Raw genomic sequence first — 18,866 nt, 5'->3', positions numbered from 1 at the left:
TCGCAATGCTCGACTCAAAGTCCTCGAAGTCTTTTAACGTGGCAAAGCCGTAATGAGGGTTGGCCAGATTCTTGGGATGGGCCTTGCGAGGTTTCTTGCGAAATCCAGCAGCCCGACCGCGTTGTACTCTGCCGGAGTGGCGCCCTTGAACACTTCACCGTAGTAGAAATCAAGCGTGTCGGGTGCACCGTGAGATATTTCATGCACAAGAACATCGCCGATCCTGGCATCGTCGTACTTGGCCGCTGCATAGTATTCATCAAGATTATCCGGGTACATGGCCAGGAAAGTCCTGGTGTTGACGTCCAGTCTGGTATTGGAGCTTACTGCCGCTTGCCAGCGTTTATAAGCTTGAGGCTGTAACGCAGCAAGGGTATCGCTACCCGGCGGTCGAAAGATCATGTTATCCAGACTGAGGAAGTCAAGATCCCTGCGCATCTTTCGCAAGTTGCTGGTGATGTGCTCAACTGCCGCATTCGAGTTGTCACCGAATACATGCCGGATGATTGCTCTGACTTCCTCGTTGCCGGCATCGGAGATTAACTGAATAGTGTTGTCGATTTTGCTCTTGGCGTGAGGAATCGCTTTTTCAGATAGCCACGCGTGTAACTGAACGGCTTCGCTCGCTTGAGAGGGTTACGAAAGAAGTTGACCAGCTTAAGGTTTTTCAACTTTGGTCCCCACGGCTCACCCAAGCGGTTCACGGCGTACCATTCATCAGTGTGGCGGATGCCCCATACCTGGAATATGTCGCTCGAGTTTTGCGCATATTGCCGGGTGCCCAAGCGGATAGTGTCTGTATCGACCACCGAGGAAAGTGCATGGTATGGCGGCTTTGCAGTCCATTTGCGGGCGTCGTGAATGGCGCCTTCGAGTGCGGCCACCCCGCTTTGCCAGCCTTTACGTAATAATTTCGCTCCTTTGAACACCACATCCGTAGCGCCATCCAGCGGGTTGAAGATACTGTTGACCAGTCCAGCACCCGTAGACGCAATTTTGCCGGCCTTCGTGGCGATGCTCATGCTTTTGGCAACCACACTGGCAATTTTTGCAACAGCAGCGACTACTAGAAGGATTGTCATTGCGGCTTCCAGTGTGCACGCTGCGGCTCCCTGAATCTGTCGTTCTACATCGTCGGAGGTCAGATCCTCGATACAGGATTTGAACGGCACGATAACGTTGAGGAATGTATCCAGATCCTTGTCCCGTTTGATCCGCAATGCCTCAAGCCGGGTCTGTCCCCAACACTCTTTGACGAGTTCATCGTAAGTGGCCACAGGTCTGTGCTTGAGCACGAAATTCACCAGGCGATCGAATTCCGTAGAGTAGAAGCTCTGATAGTAGCCATTGATCTGCGCCGGTGGCGCGGCGGACAGCTCACCGACTCTGTCGATCACTCCCGAACTGACAGCGACGAGGCCGGGCGTAACACCATGGGTATAACATTCGATGTCTGTTGGTAATTGATGCACTGTGGCCGGCGCTGAGTAATTTATCCCGGTGCGGCGAACTTTTGGCTCCAACAGGTTCTCACGCTGGATAAGTGCTGCCAGTTCAGTGTTTTCACGGCAGACGCCTTGCAACGTCAGTAATTCGTAACACGAAACCTGGCCTTCGAACTCGCAGTAAATCACAACCCCGTAACGGCCCTTTGCTTCATCTATTTCCTGATGGCTTTCAGTGGGTTTATGCCCATCTGTCTTCACGATCAAGTCAATGACCGACGCAATGGGATTAACGGACAGATTCGTGATGGTCTGGAGTTTTGCGACCGAGGGTCTGACCGTGAACATTGTTACTTTGCCTTTGAGCAAACGGATCCGGTCGGGCAGTGGCAAGAATGAGAATGCCTGTTTCAAATGCGTATGCATGGCTTGCGTGTGTGTGACATACGCTCGGTTGAACTGACGGTGAAACTCACCATCGGGAGAAACCAGATTGCGCAACAGGCCGGGAAACGCTTCATAAATACTTTCGCCTTTTTTCAGGTCCCAGTCGCCAGTCGCAAGATCATTGGACATGTGCAGTTCAACCGGTGACAGGCGCATCGTGCTGTACGCGTCCTCCAGCGGTGTGTTGCGTACTTGCTTGAGGACGTCTTTTTCAAGATAAGTGCAACCCTTGGCAACATGCTTGAGGATGTCCAGTGCAACGCCTCTGCGCGTTGGCAGAGGACGCGTCAATGTTTCAGCGTTTTCGGCCAGGGTTTTGGCATGCTGCACATAGGCGTTCGTGGCGACTTTCAGAGCCTCGGGGACAGACTTCTCGACATCTTCAGGCGAGAGGATCTTATTCAGTACGGCCCAGTCGATGACAGGATCCACCGCTGCCAGAGTGTCGAGTTGCTTGCGTGAATCGGTTGCCGGTTCCAGTGTTGAACGCTGTTGCAACTGTGCGTAAGTCATTGAGCGGGTCGAGCCTGGCGCGATGATCTCATGCACTGCCACGGCTCGGCAGTATTCGACGCATTGCGGTGTGCCCAGTACCAGTTCTTCAGGCAGATCCTTGACCAGAAACTCCGGTGCGGGTTCGGCCAGTAACAGATGAGCTGCAAGCGTGGCGTTTTTACGGCTGACTCGATGATGCGTGATGAGGTGATTTTCGAACCTGGTCTGGACCTCTGCGAAGGAGAGTTCCAGATGCTCGGCGGCATATAAATCGAAGTCGGCCACATGGTTGCGCGGCTCTTGTTCACCGACTTGCGGGTGGAGATCGACCAATAGCGACGTCAGTATTAATTGTCTGCGGGACGCGGCCGATTGGGGTTGATCTGGTCGCGCGCCGTACCAGTCCAGATCGCGCACGTAGGCGTCCGCCCAATGAGCAGCGATCGGACTGGAGATTAATAGGTCTATCACGTTTTCTGCTTCGGAGCGTGTAAACGGCGTTGGCCGCCCGCCCAGAATACGTTCCGACAAATGTTCCAGTAAGGACTGGCCTTTCAAGTAGCTGGCAATCAGTTTTCGAAGCTCACCGATTTGAGTCGCTGAAAGCGTGGCCGCATTGCCTTCGCTTGCCTTGATCATCTCCCGATAGTTACCGAACTTCGCGCCTGGATCGGGCGGGGCAGCCATGAATGCCATCAGGCGGAAAGTTTCGGCGGCATCGCGCGGAATTACATAACCATGGAATTTCAGCCATTGCGCTACATCAATCTGATCGGTGCTGGAAATCTTGCCGCCGGTCAGCTCTGCCATTTCAATAAGTGTTTGCAGGTCTTCTTTCAGATCCGCAGCAAGTACGAAAGCGTTTGCGAATCCAGTAACGTTGTTAGAAGTTATTGCATTTATTTCGCCTTCAGCTGTTACTTCAAAAATGACACGCTCGGATAGTTGCAACGTTGTCAGCAGTTTTTTGAAGGACGCATGTTCGGACATCTTTTTCAGCAGCTGCCTACCCGGAAGCAGGGCGTCTTCCAGAGACGATCCAGGCTCGAGAGTAAGGGTTGCACCGACGAGGGATAGTGTTTGCGATGGGGTGAGACCCGCCGAGCGCTTTTTCAGTTTGTAAATAACTTCTTCGCGCTCGCGGTTGTCGCTGGGCGTGTGATCGCTCTGAAAGTCGGCGTAATCAGGAATCCTGGATAAGTTGCGTTGGCTGGGGAAATTTGCAGGTTTGATGTTCATGAAGTTCGCTTGTTGTTGGTCTGTAAGTGCGGCTTATCCTCTTTTTTAAATGGATACTAATCAACGTGCTTTATGTGAGTGAGTTTTTCAGTTGTACGAACGTTATTGTTCTTGAAATGGTGTCCCGAGGGGAAGTGTCATCATCAGATGAAGGTTGGTTAAGATTTTTGATCAATGATGGATTTTACTTTGTCGCGCAATTTGTCTATGGAGAACGGTTTGCCAATTACATACATGTCGCTGGGCACTTCGATAGTTTCGGCATAACCGCTGGCAAACAGGATGGGCAGAGCAGGGCGTAGTTCTCGCGCCTTTTCAGCAAGTTCGCGGCCATCCATGCCAGGCAGGCCGTGGTCGGTCATCATCAAATCGATCGGCTGCCCAGCATCCGCAATAATCTTGAGTGCCGCTTTACCGTCATCAGCCTCTAACACCGTGAATTCCAGCTCCTGCAATACATCGACGATGAGCATGCGCACGATGTCGTCATCTTCTACGACAAGGATGGTGGAGGCATTGGTAGACATGGCAGGGCTCTCAAAAATGAAATCGGGGGATACCGGGCGATCGAAAATGCCGGACTCTTGCATGAGTAAGTGGCGCATAGCCACAAGTTCCCGAGCTGATACAAAAAGAACAGCTCGGTGTGATGCGGCAAGGATAACCGTTGGCGTCGCCCAATGCGCAGACGTGCGTAGGAAAATGCCATCATTTGTGTGAGAAAAATGGATCCAGACCAGGGTTTTGGGGCAAACTCTCGGGTTTTCAACAGTTCGCCAAGGCCGCCCCATGTCCTCTTCGTCTTCGGTTGATGAACAACGGTTTCGCAAATTACTGAGTCGCAACGTCAGCCTGCCGCTGGGCGTCGGCGTTCTCAGCGCCGTGTTCTTCGTCTCGCTGATCACTTATTTGCTGTCGGTCATTCAATGGGTCGAGCACACCGACCGGGTGATCAACAACGCCAATGAGGCGGTGAAGCTCACCGTCGATCTGGAAACCGGCATGCGCGGCTATCTGCTCAGCGGTGACGAGCACTTCCTCGACCCCTATGAAATCGCCAAGCCGCGTATCGAGGTCGCTCTCAATACGTTGCTGGAGCTGACCGCTGATAATCCGGTACAGACCGATCGTCTGCGCCGCCTGCAAGCGTTGCAGGTGGAATGGGCCAACTATGCGCAATCGATGATCGATCTTCAGCGCAGCAGCGGTGACTATCGCGGGGCGGTCAAGGCCGGACGGGGCAAGCGCCTGACCGACGAAATTCGCAAGCAATTCGAAGACGTCATCGAGACCGAGCAAGTGCTGCGCGCCACGCGCAACGAGGATGTGCGACGCACCACCATCTGGAGCATCACCCTTTATCTGATCTTCATCGTCGGTATCAGCGGGTTGCTGGCCTACATCGGCCGCCGCGACTTGCTCAACCTGTCGACCAACTACAGCGCCAACCTCGCCGCACAGCTGGCCAGCGCCGAACGCCTGGAGAAGCAGGCGTGGCTGCGCAACGGCCAGACACAACTGGCCGAGCAGGTGCTGGGGCAACTGACGCTCAATCTGCTGGGACGCAACATTCTGCAATTCTGCGCGCAATACCTCGGCACCGCCGTCGCCGCCCTCTATGTGCGCGAAGAGCACGGTGGCCTCAAGCGCGTCGCAACCTATGGTTTCTCCCGCGAACAGGAAGAGCAAAACCAGACGATCTACAGTGGCGAAGGCATCGTCGGCCAGGTCGCCGAACAAGCACGCTTGATCCGCCTCGATTCGGTCCCGGGCGACTATTTCAAAGTCAGCTCCGGTCTCGGTGCAGGCCTGCCGCACAGCGTGCTGGTGGTGCCGACCAGCGATGACGACCGGGTCAACGGTGTGATCGAGCTGGGTTTCCTGCGTCCGCTGTCCGAGCGCGACATCGAACTGCTGGAGCTGATTGCCGGCAATATCGGCACCTCGATCGAGGCGGCGCGTTACCGTCAGCGTCTGCAGGAAGTGCTCGCCGAAACCCAGCAGCTCAACGAAGAACTGCAAGTGCAGCAGGAAGAGCTGAAGACCGCTAACGAAGAGCTGGAAGAACAGTCGCGGATTCTCAAGGAATCCCAGGCGCATCTGGAAACCCAGCAAGTGGAGCTGGAGCAGACCAACGAGCAGCTCGCCGAACAGCGCGATGCCATGGACAAGAAAAATACCGAGCTGAATCAGGCGCAGATCCAACTCGAAGAGCGCGCCGAAGAACTGCAACGTTCGAGCAAGTACAAGTCCGAATTCCTCGCCAACATGTCCCACGAACTGCGCACGCCGCTGAACAGTTCGCTGATTCTGGCCAAACTGCTGGCGGAAAACCCGCAGCAGAATCTGTCGGCGGAACAGGTCAAGTTCGCCGAATCGATCTATTCGGCCGGCAACGATCTGCTCAACCTGATCAACGACATCCTCGACATTTCCAAAGTCGAGGCCGGCAAGCTTGAAGTGATCGCTGAAAACACCCGTGTCGATCGTCTGGTCGACGGCTTGCGCTCGATGTTCGAACCGTTGGCGGCGGACAAGAAACTGGCCTTCAGCGTCGAGGTTCAGCCGGACGCACCGGGCTTGCTGTTCACGGATCGTCAACGTCTGGAGCAGGTGATCAAGAACCTGCTGTCCAATGCGATCAAGTTCACCGAGCACGGCGCCGTCAGCCTGACGATCACTGCGCAGCCGAACGATCACATCGCTTTCAGCGTCAGGGATTCCGGGATCGGTATCGCTGCGGATCAGCAGGAAAGTATCTTCGAGGCGTTCCGTCAGGCGGATGGCACCACCAATCGCAAGTACGGCGGCACCGGTCTGGGCCTGTCGATCTCGCGGGATCTGGCGACGTTGCTGGGCGGTTCGATCAGTGTAGAAAGCGTACCGGGGCAGGGCAGTACGTTCACGCTGGTGTTGCCGCGTCAGTATCACGAGTTCGGTGACTCGCCGGCCGCGCCGCTGACCTTTCACCCGGCACCTTCAGCGCCTGCTCCGGTCGCCGTTGCAGCGCCGCTGGCATCGGCGATTCCGGCGGTCATTCCGCGCTTCGCCGATGATCGCGACAAGGCACCGTTTGCCACCCGCTGCATTCTGGTGGTGGAAGACGAACCGAATTTCGCACGAATCCTCTATGACCTGGCCCATGAGTTGGGTTACATGTGCCTGGTTGCCCACGGCGCCGACGAAGGTTACGACCTGGCCCGCGAATTCGTCCCGGATGCGATCCTGCTCGACATGCGCCTGCCGGATCACTCCGGTCTGACCGTGCTGCAACGCCTGAAAGAACGCGCCGAAACCCGGCACATTCCGGTGCACGTGATTTCCGTAGAAGACCGCGTCGAAGCGGCGATGCACATGGGCGCGATCGGCTATGCAGTGAAGCCGACCACCCGCGAAGAGCTCAAGGACGTCTTCGCCCGTCTCGAAGCCAAACTGACGCAGAAGGTCAAGCGCGTGCTGTTGGTCGAAGACGACGATCTGCAACGCGAAAGCATCGCGCGGCTGATCGGCGACGAAGACATCGAAATCACCGCCGTCGGCCTGGCTCAGGACGCCCTGGAGCTACTGCGCACGACCATCTACGACTGCATGGTCATCGATCTCAAGCTGCCGGACATGCTCGGCAACGATCTGCTCAAGCGCATGTCCACCGAGGACATCTGCTCGTTCCCGCCGGTTATCGTCTACACCGGGCGCAACCTGACCCGCGACGAAGAGGCCGAGCTGCGCAAGTATTCGCGCTCGATCATCATCAAGGGCGCACGCTCCCCGGAGCGGTTGCTCGACGAGGTCACACTCTTTCTGCACAAAGTCGAATCGCAGCTGTCCCATGAACGGCAGAAGATGCTCAAGACCGCGCGCAGCCGCGACAAGGTCTTTGAAGGTCGCAAAGTGCTGCTGGTGGACGACGATGTGCGCAACATCTTCGCCCTGACCAGCGCGCTGGAACACAAAGGCGCAGTCGTGGTGATCGGCCGTAACGGCCGCGAAGCGATTGAGAAACTTCATGAAGTCGAGGACATCGACCTGGTGCTGATGGACGTGATGATGCCGGAAATGGATGGCTTCGAAGCCACCATGGAAATCCGCAAGGATCCGCGCTGGCGCAAGCTGCCGATCATCGCGGTAACGGCCAAGGCCATGAAGGACGATCAGGAGCGCTGCCTGCAAGCGGGCGCCAACGATTACCTGGCCAAGCCCATCGACCTTGATCGTCTGTTCTCGCTGATACGTGTGTGGTTACCGAAAATGGAACGCATCTAGTGGAACGCAGCAGTTCAGCCGAGCGCAACAGCGAAATCGAATTACGCTTGTTGATCGAGGCGATTTACCTGAAATACAGCTATGACTTTCGCGACTACTCCGGCGCTTCGATCAAGCGCCGGGTGCAGCATGCGCTGAGTCAGTTCGAGTGCGCGACCATCTCGGCCCTGCAAGAAAAAGTCCTGCACGACCCGACCGCGTTCATGCAGCTGCTGCAACTGCTGACGATCCCGGTCAGCGAGATGTTCCGCGATCCGTCGCACTTCCTGGCGATCCGCAACGAAGTGGTGCCGCTGCTGCGCACCTATCCGTCGCTGAAAATCTGGATCGCCGGCTGCAGCACGGGCGAGGAGGTCTACTCGATGGCTATTCTGCTGCGCGAAGAAGGCCTGCTTGACCGCACGATCATCTACGCCACCGATATCAACCCGCGCTCGCTGGAAAAGGCCAAGCAGGGATTTTTTCCATGGAAAACGTCCGCGCCTACACCGCCAACTATCAACAGGCAGGGGGCCAGCGTTCGTTTGCCGACTACTACACGGCCGCCTACGGCTACGCGATTTTCGACAAGAGCCTGTGCGAGAACGTGACGTTCGCCGATCACAGTCTGGCCACCGACAGCGTGTTCTCCGAAACCCAGTTGATCTCCTGCCGCAACGTACTGATCTACTTCAACAAGAAGCTGCAGGACCGGGCGTTCGGGCTGTTCCATGAATCGCTGTCGCATCGTGGCTTTCTGGTGCTGGGCAGCAAGGAAACCCTGGATTTTCCAACTACTCGAACCAGTTCGAGGCGTTGGTCAAACAAGAACGGATCTACCGCAAATCATGACCGACACCCCGAGCCTGCCTCGCATCGAGGCTGTCGTGATCGGCGCCTCCGCAGGCGGTGTCGAGGCGTTGCTGACCCTGCTCGGGCCGTTGCGCAAAGGCTATGTGCTGCCGATCATCATCGTTCTGCATCTGCCGGAAGAACGCCGCAGTCATCTGGCGGAAGTTTTCTCCCGCCGTGTGGCGATGCCGGTCAAGGAAGCTGAAGACAAGCAGGACATTGAAGCCGGCACGGTGTATTTCGCCACGCCCGGTTATCACTTGTCGGTCGAAGCGGATCGTAGCCTGTCGCTGAGCCTTGAAGATCGCGTACATCATTCGCGGCCGTCTATTGATTATCTGTTTGAATCCGCCGCTGACGTTTACGGGGAGACACTCGCCGCCGTACTGCTGACCGGCGCCAATCAGGATGGCGCGCGCGGGTTGGCTTACGTCAAGCGCTGCGGCGGCCTGACCATTGTTCAAGACCCCGAGGATGCACAAGTCGCCACCATGCCCCAGGCCGCACTGAACGTTGTGCAGCCGGATCATGTCCTACCCATTCACGGCATCGGCCGTCTGCTAGTCGAGCTGGAACGAATCGCATGCTGAGTAATATCCAAGCCAAACTGTTGATCGTCGACGATCTGCCAGAAAACCTGCTGGCGCTGGAAGCGCTGATCAAGCGCGAGGATCGCACGGTCTACAAGGCTCTGTCGGCGGACGAAGCACTGTCGCTGTTGCTGCAACACGAATTCGCCATGGCCATTCTCGACGTGCAGATGCCCGGCATGAACGGCTTCGAGCTCGCTGAGCTGATGCGCGGCACCGAGAAAACCAAGAACATCCCGATCATTTTCGTCAGCGCCGCCGGCCGTGAACTGAACTATGCGTTCAAAGGCTATGAAAGCGGTGCGGTGGACTTTCTGCACAAACCGCTGGATATCCATGCGGTGAAAAGCAAGGTCAACGTTTTCGTCGATCTGTATCGCCAGAGCAAGGCCATGAAGCAGCAGGTCGAGGCGCTGGAGCAGGCCCGACGCGAGCAGGAAGCGTTGCTGCAACAGCTGCAAAACACGCAGCTTGAGCTGCAGCAGGCGGTGCGCATGCGCGATGACTTCATGTCCATCGTCGCTCACGAAGTGCGCACGCCACTCAATGGCCTGATTCTCGAAACCCAACTGCGCAAGATGCACCTGGCCCGGGACAATGCCTCGGCGTTCACCCTCGACAAGATGCAGGCGATGGTCGATCGCGATGAGCGCCAGATCAAAAGCCTGATTCGCCTGATCGAGGACATGCTCGATGTCTCGCGAATCCGCACCGGCAAACTGTCGATCCGCCCCAGTCGTTTCGATCTGGTGCAACTGGTCAGCAATCTGCTGCAGAACTTTGCCCCGCAAATGGAAGCGGCAGAGACCAGTGTTTCCTTCGAAGCGTCCGAGCCGGTCGAAGGTTGCTGGGACGAATTCCGCATCGAGCAAGTGGTGTCCAATCTGCTGACCAACGCCTTGCGTTATGGTGGTCGCAGCCCGATTCAAGTGCGCGTTTATCGCGAAGGGGACGAGGCGCGGGTCGAAGTCCAGGACCACGGCATTGGTATCAGCTCCGAGAACCAAAAGCGTATTTTTCAGCAGTTCGAACGGGTGTCCGCCAAGACGGTGGTGGCCGGGCTCGGGCTGGGTCTGTTCATTTCCGAGCAGATCGTCGCCGCCCATGGCGGCTCCATCGTCGTCGAGAGTGAAATCAACGAAGGCGCCCTGTTTCGCGTTTGTCTGCCGATCCAGGAAAACGGCATATCCGACGCAACCTCTGAGTGACCACACGGTCGTATCAGCAGCTATTGACCGAACAAAGGCTTCCCATGAGCGTAGATGCGCAAGATGTAGTACTCGTCGTCGAAGACGAACCGGTTATCTTGATGGTCCTGACGGATTACCTGTCAGGACAGGGCTATCGCGTGTTGCAAGCGGAAAATGGCGAGCAGGCTTTCGAGATCCTCGCCAGCAAACCTCACCTGGACATGCTGATCACCGATTTCCGCCTGCCGGGCGGTATCTCCGGCGTGCAGATCGCCGAGCCGGCAGTGAAGTTGCGACCGGACCTCAAAGTGATTTTCATCAGCGGCTACCCGCAGGAAATCCGTGAGACCGGCAGCCCGATCACCAACAAGGCACCGATTCTGGAAAAGCCTTTCGATCTGGATGTGCTGCAGGAAAAGATTCAGGAATTGCTGGCCTGATTAAAACAACGGGCGCCGTCTTGACGGCGTCCGTTGTTTCAGCTGTTGATCATCTCGCGCACCTTGGCGGTGAGCAGATCAAAAGTGAAGGGCTTGGTGATCATTTGCATCCCCGAGTCGAGGAAGCCTCCGCGCACCGCCGCGTGCTCGGCATAGCCGGTGATGAACAACACTTTCAGACCTGGTCGGTATTGCCGACCGACCTCCGCCAATTGCCGACCGTTCATGCCGGGCAGACCGACGTCGCTAATCAGCAGATCGATGCGCTGCGTTGAGTTAAGGATTGGCATGGCGCCGTCCGCATCACTGGCTTCCACGAAGGCATAACCCAACTCACTGAGCACGGCGCTGACCAGCACGCGCACTGCCGGGTCGTCTTCGACGATGAGCACGGTTTCGCCATCCTTCGCGTACGGAGCCTGCTGCGAATCCGAGACGGGAATTTCCATTTCTTCACCACGGAAACGCGGCAGGTAAAGTTTTACCGTGGTCCCTTGGTCGACTTCACTGTCGATCGAGACATGCCCGCGAGATTGCTTGCTGAAGCCATAGATCATCGACAGGCCCAGCCCGGTGCCTTGGCCGATCGGCTTGGTGGTGAAAAACGGATCGAAGGCACGGCTGACCACACTCTGCGGCATGCCGCTGCCGTTGTCGGTGACGCTGAGCATCACGTAATCGCCCGGCTCCAGATTGCTGTAGGCCGCAGTGAAATCGCTATGCAGCACCTGATTGCTGGTTTCCACCACCAGTTTGCCGCCCTCGGGCATGGCATCGCGGGCGTTGATAACCAGGTTGAGCAGGGCACTTTCCAGTTGATTGGGATCCGCTTCGGCAACCCAGAGGTCGTCATCCAGGCGCATCTCCAGATGAATGCTTTCATTGAGGCTGCGTTGCAGCAGTTCGCCCATCGACAGCACCAGCGTATTCATTTGCACGGCTTTCGGGTCGAGGGACTGGCGGCGAGAGAACGCCAGCAAGCGGTGAGTCAGGCCGGCGGCGCGGTTGGCGGAAGTCACGCCGAGGTTGATCAGGCTGTCGAGATCCTCGGTCCGTCCTCTGGCCAGACGCCGGCGCAGCAGTTCCAGGCTACCGATGATGCCGGTAAGCATGTTGTTGAAGTCGTGAGCGATGCCACCGGTGAGTTGGCCGACCGCTTCCATTTTCTGCGATTGGCGCAGCGCTTCTTCGTTGTGACGAAGTTGGGCGGTGCGCTCTTCGACTTGCTGCTCAAGGGTTTCCAGGGTCGATTGCAGGCGTCGCTCGCTTTCACTCAGGTCGATCAGCCGATCGCGCGCTTCATATTGTCGTCGCCGCCCGCGCAGGGCGGCAGAAACCAGGCTGACCAGCGTCGCCGGATGGAAAGGACGCTCAAGAAAAGTCACGTTGCCCAGCAGTGCACTGAGGCGTGACGGCGGCCCCTGTTCTTCGCCGCCGTGGTGGGTCAGCAGCACAATGGGCATGTCCGACCACGCCGGCTGTTGGTCGAGGTAGGCAATAAGCGCTTCCAGTTCCGGACCGCGCAATGCTTCAACAGCGATCAGCAGCAGCCCGGCACCGACCTCCAGTTCGGTGCACAGCGCACCGAGATTCGGCGCCACCATGCCGCCGTAACCGGCTTCGTTGAGAATCATCAACGCGATCTGACTGTCGCGCCCCATGGGCGCCAGAATCAAGACCCGTTCGGCCAGCGTAGGGTTGACCGTCACAAGCTTTCATCCTCGAGCAGCGGATTACCCGTGCCCATGTAGGTCGGCACGCCCCGCAGCACGCCCTGGAAGGATTCGAGCGGTTGGCCGATGGTCATGCCGCGCGAAGAAATCCGGTATTCACGGATGGTCGATTCATGGTTGCCGGTGCGTTTCTTGATGATCGAAATGGCCCGCCGGACTTTGCCGAGAGCCTCGAAGTAACGCAACAGAATCACCGTGTCGGCCAAGTAAGTGATATCGACCGGCGCCTGCATATCGCCGACCAGACCGTGCTGAGCCACTGTCATGAAGGTTGCTGCGCCTTTGCGGTTGAGGTACAGCAGCAGCTCATGCATGTGCAGGACCAACGCGTTCTCTTCCGGCATCGCTGCCTGGTAGCCGTTGATGCTGTCGATAACCACGGTCTTGATGTCGCGCTCGTCGACGCAACGGCGCACGCGATGGGACAACTCCCCGGGTGACAGTTCGGCGGCGTCGACCTGTTCGATCAGCAGATTGCCGGTCGCCTGCAAGGCTTTGAGGTCGATACCGATGTGGCGCATGCGCTCGAACAGCAAGCCCAGCTCTTCATCGAAGATGAACAGTGCGGCTTTTTCGCCTCGAGCCACCGCAGCGGCCGCGAAGATCATCGAAATCAGCGATTTGCCGGTACCGGCCGGGCCAAGAATCAGCGTGCTGGAACCGGTCTCGATACCGCCGCCTAGCAGCGCGTCCATTTGCGGGATGCCGCTGGACAACTGCAGTCGTGCGTAGTCGCCGCGATGCTCCGCCGCCACCAGGCGTGGGAAGACGTGGACGCCGTCACCCATGATGGTGAAATCGTGGAAACCGCCACGGTATTTCTGCCCGCGATACTTGACCACGCGCACCCGACGACGCTCGGCACCGTAGCTCGGTGTCAGTTCCTCAAGTCGAATCACGCCGTGGGCGACACTGTGTACGGTTTTGTCGAGGGATTCGGTGGTCAGGTCGTCGAGCAGCAGGACCGTGGCGTCATAACGCACAAAGTAGTGCTTGATCGCCAGAATCTGCCGACGATAGCGCAAGGAGCTCTGCGCCAGCAGGCGGATTTCCGAGAGGCTGTCGAGCACGACGCGGGTCGGCTTGAAGCGTTCGACCACTTCAAAAATCTGCTTGGTCGCCTCACCCAGCTCAAGGTCCGAAGAGTACAGCAGGCTTTGCTGATGCTCGGCGTTCAGCAGGCTTTCTGGCGGCGTCAGTTCGAAGATCTTGATGTTCTCGTTCAGCTCCCAGCCATGGGAGAGTGCACCTTGACGCAGTTCTTTCTCGGTCTCCGAGAGAGTGATGTACAGGCAGCGTTCCCCGGCCAGCGCACCGGCGCGCAGGAAGTGCAGAGCCACGGTGGTTTTGCCGGTCCCGGGTTCCCCCTCGAGCAAAAACACATGGCCGCGAGACAGGCCACCGGCGAGGATGTCATCCAGACCCGCGATGCCGACGGCAGCTTTCGCACTGATCAACTCGTTTGATGTAGTCAAAAAACGCCCTCTTATGACTAGGGTAATCCGGCGGCTGGTTTAGGTGAGCCGCCTGAATAACTTGACCTCAGGGCATGATCACGGTTCCGCTTTTTCTTTCGACAGGCGGTTGATTGCACCCGCTTTACCTTGATTAAAGACCTTGTTGCAGGGCTGGGTCGTCCGGATTCAGCTGTTCCAGTTGCGCCAGCAGAATCTGTACATTCTGCAACTGGCCGCTTTCCTTCCAATAGTTGATCAGCAACACCCGCGCCTTGCGATCCGCTGGGTGGCGCTGGACGATTTCCTGCAATTGTTTCTGCGCCGCTTCCAGTTCTTCAGCGCTGTGCAGGGTAGTGGCGAGGTCGTAGCGATAATCCTTGTTGTTCGGTTCCAGCTCGACCGCTTTGGACAGGCCGAGCAGGGCATATTCACGCTGGCCGTGGTGCAGCAGCCACAGGCCGAGGGCATGTTGCAGATAGGCTGAATCAGGTTGCGCCTTGAGCTGTTGCGCGAGCAACTGGCGGGCAGCATCGCTCTGGCCCTGGCGGTCGAGAACATCAATCTGCATGACCAGCGCCGGCAGGTTGCCGGGTTCCAGGCGCAACGTATTGTCCAGCGCCTCTCGGGCCTGTTTGTATTCGGCGTTGTGAATATACAAGCGTGCCAATTGCGCATGGTTGGCAGCGCTTTCTGGCTGGCTCTCGAGGGTCTGCTGCCAGCCGTCAATGGCCTGCTGTAGCGGTGCAAAATACAAACCCAACTCATCCGGGCTCAGGCCGAGCAGGGCGTTGATCGCGGCAAAACGGACAGTTTGTTCTTCATCGTCGAGCAACGGTCCGAGCAGCAGACTGCGCTGCCCGTTGGGCACCAGACCGACGATGCTTTTGATCGCTGCGACGCGAACTTGCGGCGCTTCGTGGTGCAAGTCGATGTCAGCCAGTTTCAGCGCCTGCGGGCTGGGATAATTAGCCAGCTCGGCGTGCAGCCAGACCCGGCGCTTGACCGAGATGTCAGGGCGGCCCAATTGCTGGTACAACTGGCGCGCTGCTCCGGGTTCACCGGTGCGTGCAGCGTTCAGCGCTTCGCTGTAGCCATGTTTGATAGCGTCGGGGATGGTCGGTGTGCTGCTGCGCCAGGACAGCCAGACGACGCCGAGGATCAGTACGAGGCCTAGGCCGATCAGCAGGTTGCGGCGGGACTGAGTCATGCGGGTTTCCGAAAGCTTCGAACTTGAGCAGAGCGGCAAGCTTCGGTCAGCTTGGCGCATGAGTCAAACCCTTGCCAGCGAATCGTCCTACGACACGTGTCGACTGTGAAATCCGTCAGGCTTTTGTGGCAGTGTCTACGCTTGCAGAAGTCGTTTTAAAGAGTGTGCCCATGTCAGCGCTGTTCACCTATTTCAAGGCTTTGATCCATCCCGGTCAGGCTGTTTTGCTGTTTGCCCTGCGGACCATTGCCGCCGGGCTGTTGACCCTGTATCTGGCGTTCATCTTCGATCTTGAACAGCCGAAGTGGTCGATCATGGCGGTGGTCATTGTCAGCCAGCCATTGGCAGGGATGGCGCTGGCACGCAGTTTCGGCCAGGTGATCGGCACCACCGTGGGCGCGGCCGTGGCAGTGGTCATCATGGCGATTTTTCCTCAGGCGCCACTGCCGTTCATCACCACGCTGGCGTTGTGGCTGGCGCTGTGCACAGCGGGTGGCACGTTGTTGCGCTACACCAGCTCCCAGGCGTTCGTGCTCAGCGGTTACACCGCTGTGGTCGTGGCCTTGCTGGCGATTCCCGATCAGGACGGCACGTTTCTGCTCGCGGTTACGCGTGTCACCGAAACGTTGCTGGCGGTGGCCTGCGTCTGCGTGGTCAGTTTGCTCACGGCGCGCCCGGAAGCCGTGGCCAAAGGTTATTTCGCCAAGGTCGATCAGGTGATCAGACTGGCCGCCAGCCACGCCGCCGAGGTGCTTCGCACGGAAGAAAGCGAAGCCGATTTCCAGCGGCGACAGATGCAACTGCTCGGTGAGATCAGCGCCCTGGAAGGATTGCGGCGCCATTTGTATTTCGATGCTCCACGTTTGCGCAGTGCCGACAACCTGGTATTGCTGCTCGGCAATCAACTGATGCTGCTCACTTCGCGACCGACCGCGCTGCGTCATCAACGTGAGTTGCTCATCGAGCGCTGGGAGGGCGATCTGCCGCTGGAGGTCCAGCAACTGCGTGCCGAAGAACTGGCATTGCTTGAGCAGTTGGCGCAGCAGGGCCGCGCGCTGTCTGGTGCCGATCGGCAACGTTTCGTCACTTTGCAGCAACAGTTCGAAGCGTTGGCGTACAAGGCTGAGCAGCAGACCGAGAACATGAGCGCGACCCTGCGTTCACTGGCCTGGGCGCTACGTTGGGAGCAGGCGCGGCTGCTGCAGCAACTGGAGCAGATTCTCGAACTGAGCGACGCCATTCAGGAAGGCCGCCCGGCCAGTTGTCTTTATCGCGGGCAGAGCAGTCCTTTGCATCTGGATTTCACCTTGGCCTCAATGAATGCCATTCGCGCCTTTACCGCGCTGTTGGTCAGCGGCTTGATCTGGATCGAAACGGCGTGGGATGGCGCGCGTGGCGGGATGATTCTTGTGGGGATTCTCTGCTCGCTGATGGCGACCTTCCCGCGCCCGCTTATGGCCGCGCAAAGCTATGCCCGTGGCTTGGGCCTGGCGCTGGTGGTGTCGGCGTTCTATCAATTCATGCTGGTGCCGGCGATCAGTGATTTCGAGCTGCTCGCCTTGCTGTTGGCGCCGCTGCTGTATGCCATTGCCGTGGGTATTTCCAGTCCGGCCACCGCGGGGATCGGCATGGGCCTTGGCCTGTCCAGCTTTCTCATGCTTGGACCGCAAAATACCGGCACCGGGCAGAACACGGCGATCCAATGGTTCGAATTCGCCGGCGCTTATGTCAGTGCAGCGATGCTGGCCCTGATCGTCTATGCACTGATCTTTCCGTTCCGCCCGGACTTGCGCATTCGCCGCTTGTACGGCGAAGCGCGGGAGCAGGTGTATCAACTGAGCAAAATGCCGGCGACCGATGAACAACAATTCGCCTTCGAGAGTCGGATGACCGATCGCCTGACCAGCCTGCTCGGCCTACTGCCCGCGGCGAACGATCGCACCATGCAGCGCTTGTACGAAATCAGTCTGGCATGCGTGGCCTTGGGCGTGGCGATGCATCAGTTGCGGCAGCAGGCTTTGCACAATGGGTTGCTCACCGAAGCGTTCAGCCAGCGCCTGGCATCGGCGTTACGCAAAACCGGTCGCCTGGTTGCCGGACGCGGCGATGTGCAGCTCGCTGCGCTGCTGGGCACGCTGCACGAACTCGGTGAAGAGCTGGACGAGTTGCACGCCGCCAGTCATGAACATTTATGGTCAGTGTTCCGTATGCGCGTGGCGCTGCTGATCGTCGTGTCGTTCCTGGAACGCCACGGCGAGTATTTGCAACCTCAAGCTCTGCAAGGAGAACCGCAACTTGCTCATTGATTTCGAGATTGGCGGGGTCTATCTGCCGCCCATTGCGCAGGCGCTGTTACTGGCCATCCCGATTTTCATGCTGCTGGACTGGTGTCTGCGGCGCCTCGGCGTACTGCGCCTGGTCTGGCATGAAGCACTGTTCGAAGGCGCGCTGTATGCCTGTGTCTGCGCCACGCTGATTCTGTTGATGGGAGCCTGATGTCTTGAAAGCACTAGTTGCACGAATGATGACCGTGGCAGTGGTGATCCTGGCGATCGTCCTCGGCTGGTTCGCCTGGGAGTATTACACCCGGGCGCCATGGACTCGGGATGCCCGGGTGAGGGCAGATGTGGTGACGCTGTCGGCGGATGTCTCGGGCCGTATCGTCAAACTGGCGGTGCAGGACAACCAGCATGTCGACAAGGGTCAGTTATTGCTGGAAATCGATCCGGCGCGCTATCAACTGGCGGTCGAACATGCCCGGCGTTCGGTGGAAGTGTCCAAGGCTTCGCTGGGGCAATCGCAGGCCGCGATTGTTGCCAGTGAAGCGTTGCTCAAACAGCGTCAGAGCGAGGAGCGCCGCCGACGTACCTTGAAGCAGGGCTTTGCGATTTCCGGTGAGGAATGGGAGAAATCCAGCACCGACGTGGCGGTGGCGCAGGCGGATCTGTTGCGCAATCAGGCCAACCTTGGGCTGGCCGAAGCCAATGTGCAGTTGGCGATTGCCGCGCTGACTCAAGCCGAACTGGACTTGCAGCGTACCCGCGTCGAATCGCCGGTCAGCGGTTATGTCACCAACCTGCTGACCCGCCAAGGTGATTACGCGCAGGCGGGCGGTGCCCTGCTGGCGCTGGTCGACAGCGATTCGTTCTACGTCAGCGGTTATTTCGAAGAAACCAAGCTGCCGCGAATCGAAGAGGGTGACCGGGTGCGCATTCAGTTGATGAGCGGTGAGCGTTTCGGCGGCACGGTCGAAAGCATCGCCTTCGCCATTGCCGACCGCGAGAACGCGCCGGGGAGTCGACTTCTGGCGAACATCAACCCGAGTTACACCTGGGTGAAACTGGCGCAACGGGTGCCGGTGCGCATTGGCATTGATGGTGACTTCGCCGGCAAGAATCGCTTGCGCGCCGGGACAACCGCCACCGTCACCGTCCTGGAGGATCACCGCTGATCCCCTGTGGGAGCGAGCCTGCTCGCGAAGGCGGATTATCAGCCACCGCTGATATGTCTGACCTGACGCTTTCGCGAG

Annotated in this window: 13 protein-coding genes and 1 pseudogene; 8 read left to right on the top strand and 6 right to left on the bottom strand. The window is 58.1% G+C overall.

The genetic code is table 11. The annotated features are described in order from the left end of the window. Positions 1–33: 33 nt before the first annotated feature. The 3 genes from LJU32_19205 to LJU32_19195 all read right to left on the bottom strand — a co-directional run bounded on the left by LJU32_19205 (position 34) and on the right by LJU32_19195 (position 4,153). On the bottom strand, positions 34–438 hold the full coding sequence (locus LJU32_19205) for a hypothetical protein (protein ID WKV87744.1): 405 nt from the start codon (positions 436–438) through the stop codon (positions 34–36). A 101-nt stretch (positions 439–539) separates the two neighbouring features. Further along, positions 540–3,626: a hypothetical protein gene (locus LJU32_19200; GenBank protein ID WKV87743.1), complete on the bottom strand. Its 3,087-nt coding sequence runs from the start codon at positions 3,624–3,626 to the stop codon at positions 540–542. Between the two features lie 158 nt (positions 3,627–3,784). Continuing rightward, positions 3,785–4,153: a response regulator gene (locus tag LJU32_19195; protein WKV91151.1), complete on the bottom strand. Its 369-nt coding sequence runs from the start codon at positions 4,151–4,153 to the stop codon at positions 3,785–3,787. A gap of 262 nt (positions 4,154–4,415) precedes the next feature. On the opposite strand from LJU32_19195, the gene LJU32_19190 reads away from it, so the two are divergent. The 5 genes and pseudogenes from LJU32_19190 to LJU32_19170 all read left to right on the top strand — a co-directional run bounded on the left by LJU32_19190 (position 4,416) and on the right by LJU32_19170 (position 10,940). Continuing rightward, positions 4,416–7,889 carry a response regulator gene (locus tag LJU32_19190; GenBank protein WKV87742.1) on the top strand — a complete coding sequence of 1,158 codons (3,474 nt, stop codon included), beginning with the start codon at positions 4,416–4,418 and terminating at the stop codon, positions 7,887–7,889. Beyond that, a pseudogene (locus LJU32_19185) lies at positions 7,889–8,720 on the top strand (protein-glutamate O-methyltransferase CheR). The gene LJU32_19190 and the pseudogene LJU32_19185 overlap by 1 nt, the downstream one beginning before the upstream one ends. Further along, entirely contained in the window at positions 8,717–9,310 is a 594-nt protein-coding gene (locus tag LJU32_19180) for a chemotaxis protein CheB (GenBank protein WKV87741.1), read from the top strand. The pseudogene LJU32_19185 and the gene LJU32_19180 overlap by 4 nt, the downstream one beginning before the upstream one ends. Beyond that, positions 9,304–10,518 (top strand): hybrid sensor histidine kinase/response regulator, encoded by a 1,215-nt coding sequence (locus LJU32_19175; GenBank protein WKV87740.1) that lies wholly within the window; start codon positions 9,304–9,306, stop codon positions 10,516–10,518. The genes LJU32_19180 and LJU32_19175 overlap by 7 nt, the downstream gene beginning before the upstream one ends. A 44-nt stretch (positions 10,519–10,562) precedes the next feature. Beyond that, positions 10,563–10,940, top strand: a complete 378-nt coding sequence (locus LJU32_19170) for a response regulator (GenBank protein ID WKV87739.1) — start codon at positions 10,563–10,565, stop codon at positions 10,938–10,940. A gap of 38 nt (positions 10,941–10,978) precedes the next feature. Here LJU32_19170 and LJU32_19165 read toward each other — a convergent pair whose 3' ends face one another. The 3 genes from LJU32_19165 to LJU32_19155 form a co-directional block, all read right to left on the bottom strand. Beyond that, positions 10,979–12,649: a response regulator gene (locus tag LJU32_19165; protein ID WKV87738.1), complete on the bottom strand. Its 1,671-nt coding sequence runs from the start codon at positions 12,647–12,649 to the stop codon at positions 10,979–10,981. Next, positions 12,646–14,148 (bottom strand): AAA family ATPase, encoded by a 1,503-nt coding sequence (locus tag LJU32_19160; protein WKV87737.1) that lies wholly within the window; start codon positions 14,146–14,148, stop codon positions 12,646–12,648. The genes LJU32_19165 and LJU32_19160 overlap by 4 nt, the downstream gene beginning before the upstream one ends. Before the next feature lie 133 nt (positions 14,149–14,281). Beyond that, positions 14,282–15,337 carry a tetratricopeptide repeat protein gene (locus LJU32_19155; protein ID WKV87736.1) on the bottom strand — a complete coding sequence of 352 codons (1,056 nt, stop codon included), beginning with the start codon at positions 15,335–15,337 and terminating at the stop codon, positions 14,282–14,284. A 170-nt stretch (positions 15,338–15,507) separates the two neighbouring features. Between LJU32_19155 and LJU32_19150 the strand changes: the two genes are divergently transcribed. Genes LJU32_19150 through LJU32_19140 form a run of 3 tightly spaced genes read left to right on the top strand, consistent with a single transcriptional unit; the run spans position 15,508 to position 18,788 of the window. Next, positions 15,508–17,643 (top strand): FUSC family protein, encoded by a 2,136-nt coding sequence (locus tag LJU32_19150; protein WKV87735.1) that lies wholly within the window; start codon positions 15,508–15,510, stop codon positions 17,641–17,643. Then, complete coding sequence (locus LJU32_19145; GenBank protein ID WKV87734.1) at positions 17,633–17,833, top strand: DUF1656 domain-containing protein; 201 nt, start codon at positions 17,633–17,635, stop codon at positions 17,831–17,833. Before LJU32_19150 ends, LJU32_19145 begins: the two co-directional genes overlap by 11 nt. Positions 17,834–17,837: 4 nt before the next feature. Beyond that, positions 17,838–18,788, top strand: a complete 951-nt coding sequence (locus LJU32_19140; protein WKV87733.1) for an HlyD family secretion protein — start codon at positions 17,838–17,840, stop codon at positions 18,786–18,788. Positions 18,789–18,866: the final 78 nt, after the last annotated feature.

Origin of the sequence: Pseudomonas sp. B21_DOA (genome assembly GCA_030544685.1) — a bacterium.
GTDB lineage: Bacteria > Pseudomonadota > Gammaproteobacteria > Pseudomonadales > Pseudomonadaceae > Aquipseudomonas > Aquipseudomonas fluorescens_AO.
Note: the sequence above shows the minus strand (reverse complement) of the source record. Positions and strands in the feature narration are given on the sequence as shown.